General features: G+C 62.2%; 13 protein-coding genes. 9 read left to right on the top strand and 4 right to left on the bottom strand.

The window, feature by feature from the left end:
- Positions 1 to 122 precede the first annotated feature (122 nt).
- Positions 123 to 1394 carry a sugar-transfer associated ATP-grasp domain-containing protein gene (locus AC1DWZ_RS19170; protein ID WP_477170548.1) on the bottom strand — a complete coding sequence of 424 codons (1272 nt, stop codon included), beginning with the start codon at positions 1392 to 1394 and terminating at the stop codon, positions 123 to 125.
- Positions 1395 to 1571: 177 nt separating this feature from the next.
- The gene (locus AC1DWZ_RS19165; RefSeq protein ID WP_477170547.1) at positions 1572 to 2588 is read right to left on the bottom strand and encodes a GlxA family transcriptional regulator; all 1017 of its coding nucleotides are present in this window, start codon (positions 2586 to 2588) and stop codon (positions 1572 to 1574) included.
- Between the two features lie 113 nt (positions 2589 to 2701).
- Between AC1DWZ_RS19165 and AC1DWZ_RS19160 the strand changes: the two genes are divergently transcribed.
- Both AC1DWZ_RS19160 and AC1DWZ_RS19155 read left to right on the top strand, forming a co-directional pair.
- Positions 2702 to 3256, top strand: coding sequence for a cysteine hydrolase family protein (locus AC1DWZ_RS19160; RefSeq protein WP_477170546.1), 555 nt, complete (start codon positions 2702 to 2704; stop codon positions 3254 to 3256).
- 41 nt (positions 3257 to 3297) lie between these two features.
- Positions 3298 to 4119: an alpha/beta fold hydrolase gene (locus AC1DWZ_RS19155; RefSeq protein WP_477170545.1), complete on the top strand. Its 822-nt coding sequence runs from the start codon at positions 3298 to 3300 to the stop codon at positions 4117 to 4119.
- Positions 4120 to 4160: 41 nt separating this feature from the next.
- Here AC1DWZ_RS19155 and AC1DWZ_RS19150 read toward each other — a convergent pair whose 3' ends face one another.
- Positions 4161 to 4847 carry a DUF1223 domain-containing protein gene (locus tag AC1DWZ_RS19150; protein ID WP_477170544.1) on the bottom strand — a complete coding sequence of 229 codons (687 nt, stop codon included), beginning with the start codon at positions 4845 to 4847 and terminating at the stop codon, positions 4161 to 4163.
- Positions 4848 to 5054: 207 nt separating this feature from the next.
- On the opposite strand from AC1DWZ_RS19150, the gene AC1DWZ_RS19145 reads away from it, so the two are divergent.
- Positions 5055 to 6170 (top strand): MFS transporter, encoded by a 1116-nt coding sequence (locus AC1DWZ_RS19145; RefSeq protein ID WP_477170543.1) that lies wholly within the window; start codon positions 5055 to 5057, stop codon positions 6168 to 6170.
- A 3-nt stretch (positions 6171 to 6173) separates the two neighbouring features.
- Here the strand turns inward: AC1DWZ_RS19145 and AC1DWZ_RS19140 are convergent, their stop codons facing one another.
- Entirely contained in the window at positions 6174 to 7292 is a 1119-nt protein-coding gene (locus AC1DWZ_RS19140; RefSeq protein ID WP_477170542.1) for an HPP family protein, read from the bottom strand.
- Between the two features lie 209 nt (positions 7293 to 7501).
- On the opposite strand from AC1DWZ_RS19140, the gene AC1DWZ_RS19135 reads away from it, so the two are divergent.
- The 6 genes from AC1DWZ_RS19135 to AC1DWZ_RS19110 all read left to right on the top strand — a co-directional run bounded on the left by AC1DWZ_RS19135 (position 7502) and on the right by AC1DWZ_RS19110 (position 16760).
- Positions 7502 to 9145 (top strand): acetolactate synthase large subunit, encoded by a 1644-nt coding sequence (locus AC1DWZ_RS19135; RefSeq protein ID WP_477170541.1) that lies wholly within the window; start codon positions 7502 to 7504, stop codon positions 9143 to 9145.
- A 218-nt stretch (positions 9146 to 9363) separates the two neighbouring features.
- The gene (locus tag AC1DWZ_RS19130; RefSeq protein WP_477170540.1) at positions 9364 to 10452 is read left to right on the top strand and encodes an ABC transporter substrate-binding protein; all 1089 of its coding nucleotides are present in this window, start codon (positions 9364 to 9366) and stop codon (positions 10450 to 10452) included.
- 45 nt (positions 10453 to 10497) lie between these two features.
- Positions 10498 to 11529: a FecCD family ABC transporter permease gene (locus tag AC1DWZ_RS19125; RefSeq protein WP_477170539.1), complete on the top strand. Its 1032-nt coding sequence runs from the start codon at positions 10498 to 10500 to the stop codon at positions 11527 to 11529.
- Complete coding sequence (locus AC1DWZ_RS19120; protein ID WP_477170538.1) at positions 11522 to 12256, top strand: ABC transporter ATP-binding protein; 735 nt, start codon at positions 11522 to 11524, stop codon at positions 12254 to 12256. Before AC1DWZ_RS19125 ends, AC1DWZ_RS19120 begins: the two co-directional genes overlap by 8 nt.
- A gap of 7 nt (positions 12257 to 12263) precedes the next feature.
- Positions 12264 to 13571 carry a hypothetical protein gene (locus AC1DWZ_RS19115; RefSeq protein WP_477170537.1) on the top strand — a complete coding sequence of 436 codons (1308 nt, stop codon included), beginning with the start codon at positions 12264 to 12266 and terminating at the stop codon, positions 13569 to 13571.
- Between the two features lie 480 nt (positions 13572 to 14051).
- The gene (locus AC1DWZ_RS19110; RefSeq protein WP_477170536.1) at positions 14052 to 16760 is read left to right on the top strand and encodes a PAS domain-containing sensor histidine kinase; all 2709 of its coding nucleotides are present in this window, start codon (positions 14052 to 14054) and stop codon (positions 16758 to 16760) included.
- Position 16761: the final 1 nt, after the last annotated feature.

Below are 16761 nucleotides of genomic sequence, written 5' to 3'. Positions count from 1 at the left end.
AGATCCAGATGGTACCCGGCGGAGCCTGACGCCTTGCCGCGATGCGATTCAAGTCGATGCGTTCAACATATAGGGACGATGGGCCGCGGCCCAAATCTGTTTCTGTCGTGCAAGAACGGGCGTCAGCTTCCTGACATATGGGGCAGTTTCGCGATGTGCCAGTTCATCAGTTTGGCATAGCGTGTTTCGCTCAGCGGCGATCGGTGCACGCGCTGTACGATGTCGGTGTCGGTGGCGGCGTTGCCCTCGACGATCATCAGTCCATCCTCGGTGTCAGCGATATCCCAGCCAATGAACAGGCGTGTCGGGTAGGACCGGTGGGCGCGCAGGGCCAGCGCCAGGATCTCCGGCCAGTGCGGCAGCGTGCGGCCGGTGATTTGCGCGCCGGAAATCGGATGCCGGTCGACCCAGCCGACGGTGCGGCCAAGGCCGCGGTCGGTGGCTGGTCCCATGATGCCGGTCGCAAGATCGATGGCAGTCGCGATGCCACCGGCGTGGAAATTGTCGACGACACTTTCGGCCTTGCTCGGCATGCGGAACACGGCGCGGATCGGTTCGGGCTCGCCTTGTTCATTGATGGCCGTCACCAAGCGCACCGTGGCCAGGGCGCCCTGACACAGATCTTGGAGGTCAGGATGGTTCACCATCCGCGGCTGTACCAGATAGGGCTCGTGCGCGGCGAGTCGGCAGAGGCGCGCGACCAGCGCAGCACTGTCCAGCACCTCATGCTGGGCGGCATCGCCACCAATACGGCGGTAACGGCCGTTTTCATGGAGCCAAACTTCCGCACCGCTGCCACCGCGACCGCGGGTGCGCTTCACGAAGAGATTCTGTGGCGGCAGGCTGGTAAAGCCCTCGCTGGTCACCCGCCCCTTATCCAGCGCCAGAACGATCGTCGCTGCCGGCAGTCCTTGCGCCTCGCAATAGCGGGCAAAGCCGACCTTGTCGGTGAGCGTCGCCGCCTTCTTAGGCGCCAGCATGCGATAGAGCGATTCCTTAGTCGCAGAGCGCTGCACATAGCCGGCTACCGCCTGGGCATGTGCCGGTAGATACCATTCCATCGCGTAATAGGCCGACGGTCGGAAGCCGGAGCGCGCCGTCAGGTAGTACTGCTCCAACATCTGCCGGAGCAGGGATTTGCCGGTCAGTTGCTGGATGCGTGCGCCGTTGCGTCGCGTCGCCGCCCAGATGCGCGGTGCCATCGGGAACGGCCACAAGAGCAACAGTCCCACCATCTCCACAGCGCCAAGAAAGTTGCGGCTGCGCCAGACCGAGCGGTAATGGGTCTTATGAAGCTTGGTCACCTCATCGCCCGCAGCCGCCGGCAAGAAAGCCCAGGCGAGCGGCAGCGGTGGCGGAAATTTCTGGACAGTGACCTTGAAGCCCAGCTTCATCAAAGAACTCACTCAGGAATGCGGAAAGCCACGGCGGTCGCGGCAAGGGGCCCCATGGCCCACTAGCTTTAGCCCATAGGCCTTTATCAGAGTCGCATCATCGTCAGCAACCTTGCGGCACCGTCAGCAGGCGAATTAACGTCTTTGTCAGCTTGCGGTCAGGAAAGACGATGGCAATTAGCCATGCACCGCCGGCGTCACACTAAAGCGGCGGCGATATTCGCCGGGGGTCAGGCCCATCATCTTCCAGAACACTTTGCGGAAGGCGCCAGGGTCTGCATAACCCACCTCCCAGGCGATTTCCTCGATGGTCTGGTTGCCAAATTCCAGCCGCTCGCGCGCCTTGCCGATGCGCAGGGTCTGGCAATATTCGGTCGGCCGCAATCCCGTGGCTTTCACGAAGCGCCGCAGGAAGGTGCGTGCCTCCAGGCCGGCGCGTGCCGCCATGGCAGCCAGGGTGACGTCGCGCGCTCCCTCTGCCTGCAGCCAATGCTGCACCTTGAGGATCGCGGCATCGCCATGATGCAGCTTCGGTGAAAAGCTGCTGTAGAAGCGTTGCTCGCGCCCCGATGGATCGACCAGCAGGAAACGCGCCGTCTCGATCATCACCATGGAGCCCAACAGCCGGTCGACCAGCTTGAGGCCAAGATCGGTCCAGGCCATGAGGCCGCCCGCGGTGATGACATCACCATCGTCGATGATCAGCTTGTCGCCGTCGACCTTGATCGCCGGGAAACGCACCTGCAATGCTTCGGCGAGATTCCAATGCGTGGTGGCGGTGCGTCCATCGAGCAGCCCGGTCTCCGCGAGCAGGAAGGCGCCGGCGCAGACCGACCCCAGGATGGCCCCCGCTTTGTGCTGTCCCTTGAGCCAACCCGACAGGCGCCGCGTCATCTCCGGCTGCGGCGTTTTCCCGAGGCTGGGTGGCAGCACGATGATCACAGGCCGATGTGGGAAGTCCGGCGCGGTGTCGAAGACGCACCGGATGTCGGGACCCGTTTCCGCCGCCTGCCAGTGGCTCACCCGCAGCAGAGGTTGGGCCGTGCCGGCCCGTGTCTGCGCCAGCCGGTCCGCCACCTGGAACAGGTCCGTAAGGCCGTGAATGGCTGCCAGCTGCGCGCCCGGATAGAGCAGCAGGCCGATTTCCGCCGGGCCGACCTCCGCCGAGCTGGCCTGCTTCGGTTTCCGCGCCATCCGCAACATTGTCAGTTTTGACCCCTTTAATGTCAATTCCGCCAATCGGCAGCTTGGGCCAAGGCCGGTAGCTTGTCCATCACAGACAACAACCCACCCAAAGGAACAGCCCCATGACCAAGCGCGCCCTCATCCTCGTCGATATCCAGAACGATTATTTCCCCGGTGGCAAATGGACCCTCCACGGCATCGACGCTGCCGCCGACAATGCGGCCAAGGTGCTGGCCGACGCCCGTGCCAAGGGCGATCTGGTGGTGCATGTCCGCCACGAATTCACGAAGCCCGACGCCCCCTTCTTCGTGGCCGGGTCCGATGGCGCCAGGATCCATGACAAGGTCCTCAACCAGGGCGATGAGGTGGTTGTCCTCAAGCATTACGTCAACGCTTTCCGCGAGACGGGCCTCAAGGACATTCTGGAGAGCAATGGCGTCACCGACCTCACCATCACAGGCGCCATGAGTCATATGTGTGTCGATGGCATCACCCGCGCCGCTGCCGATTACGGCTACAGGCCGACGGTGATCCACGATGCGTGTGCCTCGCGCGATCTTGAATTCAATGGCGTCACAGTGCCGGCGCAACAAGTCCACACGGCTTTTATGGCTGCTCTCGGTTTTGCTTACGCCAATCTGCAATCGACAGCAGACTATCTTGCTGCATCGCGGTAAATTCACCGCGCTTCCAAGAAACGTAACGACAGGAGACGATGATGAGCTTCATCAAAACCAAGGACGGCACGGAGATTTTCTACAAGGACCATGGCAAGGGACAACCGATCGTCTTTTCCCATGGCTGGCCCTTGAGTGCCGATGCCTGGGATGCGCAACTGGTGTTCTTCGGCGAACGTGGCTACCGCGTCATCGCCCATGACCGCCGCTCCCATGGTCGTTCATCCCAGACCTGGGACGGCAACCATATGGACCAATATGCCGATGATCTGGCCGAGCTGATCAACCATCTCGATCTGAAGCAGGCGATCATGGTCGGCCATTCGACCGGCGGTGGCGAGGTCGCGCATTATCTTGGCCGCCATGGCACGTCCCGTGTCGCCAAGGCGGCGCTCATTGGCGCGGTTCCGCCCCTGATGCTGAAGACCGACAAGAATCCCGGCGGCCTGCCGCTCTCGGTTTTCGACGGGATCCGCAAGGGCACCTATGACAACCGTGCGCAGTTCTACAAGGATCTGGCGGTGCCGTTCTATGGCTACAACCGGCCGGGCGCCAAACTCTCCGAAGGCATCCGCGATTCCTTCTGGCTGCAGGGCATGATGGGTGGCCTCAAGGGCCAGCTCGATTGCATCCGTGAATTTTCCGAAGTGGATTACACCGAAGATCTGAAGAAGATCGATGTGCCGACCCTGATTCTCCATGGCGACGATGATCAGATCGTCCCCATCGGCGCCTCGGCGCTGCTCTCCTCGAAGATCGTGAAGCACGCGACCTTGAAGATTTACCAAGGCGCCGATCATGGCCTGGCGCAAACCCATCAGGACCGTTTCAACGCGGACCTGCTTGAGTTCATCAAGAAATAGCTGGCACGGCGGCGGGACCGGCCCCGGTTCCGCCGCCGCTTTTACAGCTTCTTCGCGGCCAGGATCTCGCCACCCAGAATCTGCTGCACCAAAATGGCGCTTGCCAATCCGTCGCGTGCCGGCGGCAGTGCAATTTCGGTCGCAGAACCGGTCCAGCCACCCAGCCGCGTCAGTTCCTTAACCGCGTTCTTGATCGGCAGGACGCGCTTGCGATTCTCGCCGCGCGCCACCGGCACCTGCGTGATGTTGGGGTCGTAGCGCACCAGCCAGATATCGGCCGGTTGGTCCGGTGCCGTTCCGGCGCCGATTAGAAGCCGCTCGTTCGTGACCTCGAGGGTCGGGCTCTTGACCACCGGCCCCACTGCCGCGATCAGCGCTTCCAATTCGCCAAGATTGTTGCCGACCACATCCCGCTTGCCACCCACCACGATCTGCGGTGTGAAGGCGCCGCTATGGCCGAGCTTGCCCTCATAAACCATCTGCCGCCGCGTGAACTCTTCCCGCGCGAACGTGTCTTCCCAACCGAGATAGTTCCAATAGGTGACGCCGAAGCTCAAGGCCAGCACGTCAGGCCGGTCACTCACCTTGATGAGGTTGGCATCCGCCGGCGGGCAGGAAGAACAGCCCTGGCTGGTGAAAAGCTCGACCACGATCGGATCGGCAAGGGCCGGGCCGGTCACCATCACCCCAAAGAAGCCGATCGCCATCGCCACATCTTTTCTGCGCATACGGTCCTCCACCTCGCCGGTTCCTGCATCCGTCTTCGGGGGGCAGCGCCGTTTTGTTACGGGCGACCTGTTGCTGGGGCAGGCGGGGGTTGCACAAAGGCCGGTTGTCCCTTGGCGCAGCTGCCGCCTAGACTGCGCCGCTTTTCCTCCTTAGTCCTGCGTGACCCCGTGACCAAAGAACACCCGATACCAGGTCGCCCGGCGCAGATGTCGACGCGCCTTGCGTTCTTCTTCATCGGCATGGCGCTCGCTGCCTGGGCGCCGTTGGTGCCCTATGCCAAGGCGCGTGCCGGGCTCGATGAAGCCGGCCTCGGCCTGCTGCTGCTTTGCCTTGGAGCGGGCTCGATCCTCGCCATGCCGGTATCGGGTGCGCTCACGACGCGCTATGGCTGCCGCGCCGTGATCCTGCTTTCGGGTATCCTCGTCTGCGCCACCCTGCCGCTGCTCAGCTACATCATTTCGGCCCCCTTGCTGGCGGCGACGCTCTTCCTGTTCGGTGCGGCGGTCGGCACGGGCGAAGTGGCGATGAACATCCAATCGGTGATTGTCGACAAGGCGGCACCCAAGCCCCTGATGTCGGGCTTCCACGGCTTCTTCAGCCTGGGCGGCTTTGCCGGCGCCAGCGTCATCGGCGCGCTCATCTGGCTGGGCCTGCCGCCCTTTCCGGCCAGCCTTATGATCGACGTTCTCTTGCTGGGCATCCTGCTGTTTTCCAGCCGCCGCAATCTCCGCTATGGCAATGAAGGTGGCAAAAAATCACCGCTCTTCGTCATGCCCCACGGTATCGTCATCTTCATCGGGGTGCTGTGCTTCATCATCTTCCTCGCCGAAGGTGCCATGCTGGATTGGAGCGCCGTGTTCCTGGAAAGCCAGCATGGTTTCGACCGTGCCATCTCCGGTATCGGTTATGCGGCCTTTGCCATCGCCATGACGACAGGCCGCCTGACCGGCGACCGCATCGTCGCCATCCTTGGCGGCACGCGTGTCCTCATCATGGGCAGCCTGTGCGTCACGGCCGGCTTCATGGTGGCCGTGCTGGCTCCCTATGACGTGGCGGCAATCCTCGGTTTCGTGCTCATCGGCATCGGCGCCTCCAACATCGTGCCGGTGCTCTACACCGCAACAGGCGCGCAAACGGTGATGTCGCCCAGCCATGCGGTCGCGGCCATCACCACCATCGGCTATGCCGGCATCCTGCTAGGCCCGGCAGCGATCGGCTTCGTCGCCGATTGGACCAGCCTCAGCCTTTCCTTCGCCCTCATCGGCGCGCTGGTGCTGAGCCTCGCCCTGAGTGCGCGCCTGATCACCGGTCGGAAAGGGTAGGGCCTACCCCGCCGCCGGGACGCGGCCCAGGGTTGCCAGCAGATCGGTCTGCGTCACCAATCCTACCAGGCGCCGCTCCGTATCCACGATCACGGCGGCATGCGTCTTGCCGTCGGTGAGCGGGGCGATGAGCTCGATGACCGGCCGGTCCTGCTGAATGGTCCAGGCTGGCGACATCACGTCGGCGATGACGGCCCCCGGCCGCAGCAATTCGCGCAGGCCCACGGATCCCACCACATGGCCCACGGCGTCGATCACCGGCAGCATGCGCAGGTGGTGATCTAGCAGCAGCGTGCGCGCCGCCGCAATCTGGCCCCCAGGCTGCGTGCGGATGATATCGCGTGACATGATGTCGGCGCAGCGCAGGTTGCCATGGCTGCGTTCGAGCGCACGCAACTCCACCTGATGCAACAGCCGGTCAAGATCGCCGCGGTCGATGTCGAACGCCTCACCGAGATCGCCGAGCGCACCGTCGATGTCCGCGGCGTTGAAGCCGATCCGGGCTGCCGGCTGCTTATCGCTGGTGCCGTGCGTGTTGGCGACTGCAGCCGCCGGCACATGCGGGTAATTGTGCCGCAGCATTTTATGGAAACCAAAGCCCAGAAGGACCAACATCACCGCATTGAGGGCGATGGGATTGAAGGCGAACATGTAGCCGGCCGCCGCCACTTGCGGTCCACCCAGTACGGCAAGCAGGGCTGCAGCACCTCCTGGCGGATGCAGGCAGCGCGCCAGCGACATGAGGGCGATGGCCAGCGCCACCGCAAGCCCGGCGGCGAGCGCGGGGTCAGGCACCCAATGGGCGACCGTAATGCCGACCAGCGCCGACAAAGTGTTGCCGCCGATGATCGACCAGGGCTGTGCCAGCGGGCTTGCCGGGACGGCGAACAGCAGCACGGCGGAAGCCCCCATCGGTGCCACCAGCAGCGGCAGATGCGCTGTGGCACCCCTGTTGAAATCTCCGAGGCCGAGGCGGCAGACGAAATAGGTGGCGGCAATGCTGATCAGCGCCCCCAGGCAAGCGATCCAGCGGTCGCGCCAGGTGGCCCCCGCCAGGATCGGCAGGAAGAAGCGATGCTGTGGCCCGGATGGACCATCTCTCTCGGGCGGGGCAGGGGACATGATGTTTCCGGTGGGCTGGGTAATCGACCAGGATGTTCGCGCTGCTGCGCTGGATCGACTTGCCTTTCCGCGGCATGATCCATGCTGAAACGGCGCAGAACCAGAATCTTGCACGCATATCTCACGCGCGGCATCCGCATATGTGACACAGGCTGATCTGTCCTAGGATGCCGCCCCAAGGACAGTACAGGGACAGGAGAAGCTGCGCGATGAGCAAGGGATCGGATCTGTTGGTGGCGGCGCTGGAGAATGAGGGCGTCGATCGCATCTTCGGCATCCCGGGCGAGGAAAATCTCGATGTCGTCGAATCCTTGCGCAAATCGTCCATTCAGCTGGTACTGACCCGGCATGAGCAGGCGGCAGCCTTCATGGCCGCGACCTATGGACGTCTCACCGGCAAGCCTGGCGTCTGCATCGCGACCCTGGGGCCGGGTGCGCTCAACTTCACCACGGGTGCTGCCTATGCGCTGCTGGGCGGCATGCCGATGTTGATGATCACAGGGCAGAAGGGTGTCAAATCCTCGCGCCAGGCGCGCTTCCAGATCGTCGATGTGGTGGCGGCGATGCGGCCCTTGACCAAGCTCACCCATCAGATCGTCTCCACCCGCATGATTCCCACCATGGTGCGGGAAGCCTTCCGCGTGGCCCAGGAGGAACGGCCGGGTCCCGTGCATCTCGAGCTTCCCGAGGATGTCGCGGCCGAGGAAGCGACATTGGTGCCGATGGTGCCGCCGCATCCGGTGGAACTGCCGGTGGCCGGCGAGCAGGCCCTCGACCGTGCCGCCGCCATGGTGCTGGCAGCGCAGCGTCCGCTCCTCATGCTGGGTGCTGCGGCCTCGCGCCCGCGCGTGACCTCGGATCTCGCGCAGTTCGTGCTGCGCACCCGCATTCCCTATTTCACGACACAGATGGGCAAGGGCACGGTGCCTGGCGGGACCGAACTCTATATGGGGACAGCAGCGCTTTCCGAACGCGACTATGTCCATGAAGCGATCGAGCGCGCCGACCTCATCATCACCATCGGCCATGACACGATCGAAAAGCCGCCGTTCATCATGGGGCCCAAGGGACCGCAGGTGATCCATGTCGGCTATCAGCCGGCGACCGTCGAACAGGTCTATTTCCCGCAAGCCGAGGTGATCGGCGATCTCGGCCCCAGTCTGCGGCTGCTCGCCGACCGGCTGGAAGGCAAGCTGCCCCAGGCCGGCGCTCTTCTGCCCTTGCGCAAGGGCATCCTGGCGCGCATCGCCGACCGCGCCACCGAAGACCGCTTTACCCCGCAGCGCATCGTCCATGATATCCGCCAGGTGATCCCGGCCGACGGCATCGTCGCCCTCGACAATGGCATGTACAAGATCTGGTTCGCGCGCAACTACCGCACGACGGTCGCCAATACCTTGCTGCTCGACAATGCGCTGGCCACCATGGGAGCCGGGCTTCCTTCCGCGATGATGGCGGCCCAGCTCTACCCGAAGCGCCGCGTGATGGCCGTATGCGGCGATGGCGGCTTCATGATGAACAGCCAGGAGATGGAAACCGCCGTCCGGTTGAAGCTCAACCTCGTCGTCTTGGTCCTTGAGGACCGCGCTTACGGCATGATCCGCTGGAAGCAGGCGGTCGATCAGTTTCCCGATTTTGGCATGACCTTCGGTAATCCGGACTTCGTGAAATATGCCGAAAGTTACGGCGCCCACGGCGCCCGTGTCACCGACATCGCCACCTTCATCCCGACACTCGAGGCAGCCTTCGCCAAAGGCGGCGTCCATCTCGTCACCATCCCCATCGACTACACCGAAAACACCCGCGTCCTGGTCGACGAACTGGCGCAGAGGTTGCCGGTACTACCGGAATAATCTATCAGCCGTTATTTCCTCCCCCAATGCGGGAGAGTCGGTGAGCGGGGTCCCGCCCGAAGGGCAATTCCTCCGTCTAATTCCCATTGCTTTCGTTGTTGCGAATGCGTATCACTTGCGCACAATTCTACCGACACGTCCAAGCCACCGTCCGGAGACATCTCCAGGGCGCGCATGCCAGGACATCCTGCCGAAATGGCACAGAGGGGATGATGGCTATGCGCGTTTTGACAACATTGGCCGGGCGGGGCCTGGGTGCCGCCGCGGCAATTGCCTTGCTGACAGGTGCGGTTTCCGGCGCCGCAGCGGAAGAGATCCGCTTTCTCGACCACCGCAACAAGGTGATCGAGCTCGACAGCCCGCCGCAGCGCATCGTCTCGATGTTCGCCTCCGGCCCGCTGGTTCATTATGCGGTCGAGGGTGACAGCTCGCATTTCGTCGGCGTCAACAAGAAGGCGCAGAAGACCTATGAGGGCAGCTTCTATGCCCAGCTCCTGCCGGAATTCCTGAAGCTCAACATGAATGTGGCCGGCGACGGTTTCGCCCCCAATGTCGAGGCGATCCTGGAGCTGAAGCCGGACGCCGTTCTGCAATGGGTCTTCGACCCGAAGATCATCGAACCCCTGGAGCGTGTCGGCCTCAAGGTCATCGGCTGGGATTGCTGCACCAACCAGCATCGCCGCGACTATCTGATGCTGAGCGGCTATACGTCGGGCCGCATCGACCGCGCCCAGGAGATCCTGCAAAAGCAGGATGCCTCCAACGCCGCGCTGCGCGACGTCTTTGCCAAGGTCAAGACTGACGAGATGGTCAGCATGCTGGTGGTCGACGAGATCAAGGACAGTTTCCGCATCGTTGCCAACAGCTCGCAGGACTTCACCTTGAGCGGCACCACGAATCTCGCCGCCGACAATACCGGCGAATGGTGGCGCACGGTCGATGCCGAGCAGCTTCTGGTGTGGAACCCGGCGATCATCGTCATCCCCTCTTATGCGCAGGACCTGACACCGGCCGATTTCTACGGCAATGAGACGCTGGCCAGCCTGGACGCGGTCAAGAACAAGCGGGTCTACAAGTTCCCGCAATTCAACCGCTCGCCGGATGCGGCCGAGATCTATCTCTCCGACGATTGGTTGGCGCGCATCGCCCATCCTGCACGCTTTGCGGACCCCAAGCAGTTCCGCGACACGGTGAAGGACGGCTACAAGCTGATCTATCAGCGGGACATCACGGACGAGCAGCTGCGCTTCATCCTGGAGCTGGAGCAGAACAAGGCATCTGCCGGCTACGCCGACATCTTCGGCTGAGCTGGACTGATGCTGGCGATGGCGCATAAGCGAGTCAGGGTCCAGATGCTGACTCGCATGCCGATCTGGGCTGTCGTCCTGCTGCTGTCGCTGCTGCTGGTCTTCTGCGTGCTCTACTCGATCACCATCGGGCGTTACAGTATCGGCATGGGCGACGTCGCCCGCATCCTCTGGGATAATGTCGTGCCGTCAGCAACGCCGGACTGGACCAAGGTGCAGGCGGATGTCGTCGAAGCCATCCGCCTGCCACGCATCCTCGCCGCCGTACTCATCGGGGCCGGTCTCTCCATCTCGGGTGCAGCCCTCCAGGGCCTCTTTCGCAACCCGCTCATCGATCCCAGCATCATCGGTGTGACCTCGGGGGCGGCCTTCGGTGGAACTCTTGCCATCCTGCTGGTGGGTGGCGGCTATATCGTGCTCGGCACCGCCTTTGCGTTTGGCATCGGCAGTCTCCTCATCGTGAAGGGCCTTGCCAGTGTCCGCGGCCGCACCTCGACACTCACTTTGGTGCTGGCCGGCGTGGTCGTCTCGGCCTTTTTCGAAGCAGCCATCTCCATCGTCAAGCTCTTGGCCGACCCGCAGCAGAAGCTGCCGGCCATCACCTATTGGTTGATGGGCAGCATCGCCGCCACCAGCTACCGCGATCTTCTCCTCATGACGCTGGCGATCGTGCCGCCTGCCATCGTCATTTTCCTGCTGCGCTATCAGATCAACATCCTGTCGCTGGGCGAACAGAAGGCGCGCGCCCTGGGGGCGCCCATCGAACTGGTGCAGGCCACCATCTTCGGTGCGGTTGCCATCATCTCGGCCGGTGTCGTTGCGACCTCCGGGATCGTGGGCTGGGTCGGCCTCATCATTCCGCACATGGCGCGCTCGCTGGTCGGCCCCGATCATGCGCGCCTGCTGCCAGTCTCGGCGCTGCTGGGTGCCATCTATCTGCTGCTGGTCGACGATATCGCGCGTACCGCGACGGTCGCCGAACTGCCCATCGGCATCATCACCGCCCTCATCGGCGTGCCCTTCTTCGCCCTCATCCTGCGGCGCATGCAGAAGAAAAGCGGCTGGTCCCATGATTGAGATATCCGGCCTCACCGTCGCCCTGTCGGACAAAATCATCCTGCAGGATTACAGCCTCTCCGTGACACCGGGCAGCGTGCTCGCCGTCCTCGGCGCCAACGGTGTCGGCAAGACCACGCTTCTCAACTGTCTCGTCGGCCTCACCAAGCCCAGCGCCGGCACCACCACGGTCCGTGGCCGCATCGGCTATGTGCCGCAGCTCTTTCAGTCGGCCTTCGCCTTCACCGTCCTCGACATCGTGCTGATGGGAAGGGCGCGGCATATCGGCCTTTTCGGTGCCCCCCGCGCCAAGGATTACGAGATCGCGCGGCAATATCTGGCACAGATGAATGTGGCACATCTCCAGGACCGCCCGTTCAACGAGCTTTCCGGCGGCCAGCGCCAGCTGGTGATGATTGCCCAGGCGCTGTCCTCGGAATGCGAGATCCTGATCCTCGACGAACCTTGTTCGGCGCTCGACTATCGCAACCAGGCCATCGTCATCGACATGTTGCGCGACCTCAACAGCCGCCTGGGCCTCACGATCCTCTTCTCGACCCACGCCCCGCAGCATGGGCTGGAGGTGGCAAGCCATGTGCTGCTGATGAAGGACCAGCGCCGCTACGACCATGGCCCGGTCGAAGATGTGCTCACGGCCGACAATCTCTCCATGCTCTACGACGTGCCTATTGCGCGGGCGGCTTTCGAAAGCGGCCGGTTCACCTTCGCCCCCTCCTTCGATCGCTGAAGAGCAGATGCAGAAAAAGATCGCCTACATCACCTGGGGTGTCGCGAGCCAGCTCACCACCTTCCAGGATTATACCCATCAGATCGACGACATGATCTATCTCCGCGAGCTGGAGACCCATGACCTTGCCCAATATGCCGCAGTGGTCATTCCCGATGGCATGGACAGCGCCGGCATCAGGCGCTATGCGGACCAACTCAACGCCTATGTACGTGGTGGCGGCTTTCTCATCATCTTCCATTGCAAGGGCATCCATGAATGGATCGACGTTGTCGATCTCAAATGGCACCCAAACGACACCAAGGATTGGCTGTGGTGGACCAGGCCGAACCCCACTCTCGAAATCCATGTGCCGGCGCAGCGTCACCCGCTCAACGACATCATTCCGATTGCCGACATGAGCTGGCACTGGTTCGGCGCCTTCGATTTCCATCCTCTCAGCCACAGTGCGCTCAACCTCGATGATGACAGCGGCAGCCTGCTGCTCGACTTCCCCAAGCTCGAGGGTGGCGGCCGCCTGCTGGTCTCGACGCTTGATCCTCATGTCCATAATGGCGAACGGTTCATGCCGGCCGCCCAGCGTTTCCTCAAGGCCTTTTATCCCTGGCTCAACCGGGAGCTAGGGATAACGCGTGTGCGCACGATTTTTACCGTGACCTATCTCCAATGTTTCGAAGAGTCGATGGAATGGGCGCCGGAAGGCTTGGCTCAATCGATGGCGGAGGTGGGTGGCAAGCTCAAATACTGCCCGCAATACCAGCTAAGCGCCGCCGATCTCGCCGCCACAGACATCCTTTACATTCCGCATATTCACGACCAGTTCCATCTCCGGAACCTGCAGCCTTTGCTGCTGGATTTCCTCGCGCGCGGTGGACACATGGTCATCTGCTCGGAACCGGCGGTGCAATGGCTGCCGTTCCTCAGCGCATTTGAGGCCGTGCCGCCGCGCCCTTTCACCAACATCAAGGCGCGCGTGCGCAACGACCCGCTCGGCTTCTTTCGCAACATGGATCCCGAGTTCGACGGCTGGCAGGGCATCTTCGGCCAATATGCCCGGGGCTGGTCGTCGATGCCGGCCGGCGCCCTCTGGCTCACCGACATCGGGACCGAAGACGACCCCAAGCCAGCCGATTGGCTGTGGCAATATCCGACCGATGACGGCAAGGGCGGCTTTGTCTTCCAGCATAATGGCGACAACATGGTCCGCTACCCTGACCACGGCCCGCACAAATTCGCCCTGGTCCGCGACATTTGCGTGGGGCTCATGCGCTACGACGGAATGCCGCTCAACAGATTCTCCGGGGCGAGTTTCTAGGGTCTCAAGCACCCCAGCATTGCTCGCGCGACCTCTCCTGGCATCAGGCATCGGCGCACGCCGCGCGGCCGAAACGATCGCGCATACAAAGATTGGTGAATTATCTCTCACTCATTTCGGTGATCGTAAGCCTTTCTTTATGTTGTCACCGTAGTTTGTCGATAATTAGTTTTATTTTCTATTCCGGAAAAAACCTATGGTAGTTTGTGCATACGAGCAATTCAGTGCCGTTTCGCGCCGCCATAGGCTGCCAGGCTGTATCACATTAAACAGCGGCCCCATGGCCTTACTGAGAGGAATCGGCGAGATCGGCGCTGCAGTCTCACGGAAAGGCTGTGCGTATATGAGCCTCGCTTTACGCAGGATTTACTCGCCCTGCCAACCTAATAGACAAACCAAAGTCGGACAAAGCGAGGGCGAACAAGGTCGGCACAATTCTCCGACTACGCGCTATCCTTGGAAAAAGTCGGAGGAAAGCTTGTGATAGCGGCGATCCTCGACGTCACCCAGCGCCAGGAATCGGCACAGCATCTGGCGCAGATGGAGGGCCGGTATCGCGGGCTGCTGGAAGCAGCACCGGATGCGATGGTGGTGGTCAATCAGAGCGGCGAGATCGTTCTTCTCAACCTGCAGGCTGAAAAACAATTCGGCTATCACCGCGACGAACTGGTCGGGCAGAAGGTCAAGAACATCATTCCCGAAGGTTTCGCTGAGCGGCTGGTCGCTGACGAAACGCGGACCGCCGCGGATGCGCTCGCCCAGCAGATCGGTACCGGCATTGAGCTCTACGGCCGGCGCAAGAACGGCAGCGACTTCCCGATCGAGATCATGCTGAGCCCGCTGGAAAGTCCCGACGGGATTCTGGTGACGGCAGCGATCCGCGACATCAGCGTGCGCAAGGACGCGGAAAAGCATCTGGCGCAGATGGAGGGCCGGTATCGCGGGCTGCTGGAAGCAGCACCGGACGGGATGGTGGTGGTCAATCAGCGCGGCGAGATCATTCTCCTCAACCTGCAGGCCGAGAAACAGTTCGGCTATCGCCGTGACGAGCTGGTCGGCCAGCCGGTCAAGAACATCATCCCGGAGGGCTTTGCCGAACGGCTGCTGGCGGACGGGCTGCGCTCCGCCGAGGACGCGCTGGCGCAGCAGATCGGCACCGGGATCGAGCTTATCGGCCGGCGCAAGAACAGAAGCAATTTCCCGATCGAGATCATGCTCAGTCCGCTGGAAAGCCCAGATGGCATTCTGGTGACGGCGGCTATTCGCGACATCAGCGTGCGCAAGGATGCGGAAAAGCATCTGGCACAGATGGAGAGCCGGTATCGTGGACTGCTGGAAGCAGCGCCCGATGCGATGGTGGTGGTCAATCAGAGCGGCGAGATCGTTCTTCTCAACCTGCAGGCTGAAAAGCAGTTTGGCTATCGCCGCGACGAATTGGTGGGCCAGAAGGTCAAGAACATCATCCCCGAAGGTTTTGCCGAACGACTGCTGGCGGACGGCACCCGGACCGCGGCAGATGCGCTTGCTCAGCAGATCGGCATGGGGATCGAGCTCTATGGTCGCCGCAAGAACGGCAGCGACTTCCCGATCGAGATCATGCTGAGCCCGTTGGAGAGCGTTGAAGGCATCTTGGTGACGGCGGCCATTCGCGACATCAGCGTGCGCAAGGATGCGGAACGGCATCTGGCACAGATGGAGAGCCGGTATCGCGGGCTGCTGGAGGCGGCACCCGATGCGATGGTGGTCGTCAACCAACGTGGAGAAATTGTCCTTCTCAACCTGCAGGCAGAAAAACAGTTCGGCTATCGCCGCGACGAACTGGTGGGGCAGAAGGTCAAGAATATCATCCCGGAAGGCTTTGCCGAACGGCTGCTGGCGGATGGGCTGCGCTCTGCCGAGGATGCGTTGGCGCAGCAGATGGGCACGGGCATCGAACTCACCGGCCGGCGCAAGAACAAAAGCAATTTTCCGATCGAGATCATGCTGAGCCCATTGGAAAGCCCCGACGGGATTCTGGTGACGGCGGCCATTCGCGACATCAGCGTTCGCAAGCATGCGGAACGGCACCTGGCGCAGATGCAACTCGTGCAGATGGAAGACCGGTTTCGCGGCTTGCTGGAAGCGGCGCCGGACGCCATGGTCATCGCCGATCCGCAGGGCTGCATCATTCTGGTCAATGCAGAGACGGAGCGCCAGTTCGGCTACCACAGGGAAGAGCTGATCGGGCAACCTGTCGAGATTCTGATCCCGGAACGATTTCGCGGCAAGCATCCCCAGCATCGGCAGAACTATGCGGCGCACTCCCGTACACGGCCGATGGGTGAGGGGCTTGAGTTGCGGGGCCTACGGAAAGATGCCAGCGAATTCCCGATGGAAATCATGCTGAGCCCGCTGCAGAGCGCCGAGGGAACCTTGGTGACGACGGCGATTCGCGATATCACCACGCGCAACGAGGCCAAGGCGCTGCTGCTGGAAAAATTGGAAGAATTGCGGCGCTCCAACGAAGAGCTAACCCAGTTCGCCTATGTCGCCTCGCACGATTTGCAGGAGCCGCTGCGGATGGTGGCCAGTTACACACAGCTGCTGTCGCGGCGGTACAAAGGCAAGCTGGATGCGGATGCCGATCAGTTCATTGCCTTCGCCGTCGACGGTGCCAGCCGCATGCAGCGCCTGATCCAGGATCTGCTGGCCTATTCGCATGTCGGGACAAAGGGCAAGGACCTGCTCGAGACCTCGAGTGAAGATGCCTTGCAACAGGCACTCGCCAATCTGCGCGGCGCTGTCGAAGACAGTGGTGCGCTGGTGACCTATGACGTCCTGCCAATCGTCGTCGCCGACGACATGCAGCTCGTTCAATTGTTCCAGAACCTTATCGGCAATGCGATCAAGTATCAAAACCCGGGCATTCCGCGCGTCCATGTCACCGCCACAAGAGATGGCGAGAAGAAATGGATGTTTTCAGTGTGCGACAATGGGCTCGGCATCGACCCGCAATATTTCGACAGGATTTTCGGCATGTTCCAGCGCCTGCACAAGCGCGAGGAGTTCGCCGGCACCGGCATAGGATTGGCCATCTGCAAAAAGATTGTCGAGCGCCATGGCGGCTATATTTCGGTCGACTCACAGCTCGGACAAGGCTCCACCTTTCACTTTGCCCTCCCTGGTCAAATGACTTTGGCCGGCAGTTAAG

The organism is Dongia sp. P2_B8, from assembly GCF_056404715.1.
This window is presented reverse-complemented; position numbering and strand designations above follow the sequence as displayed.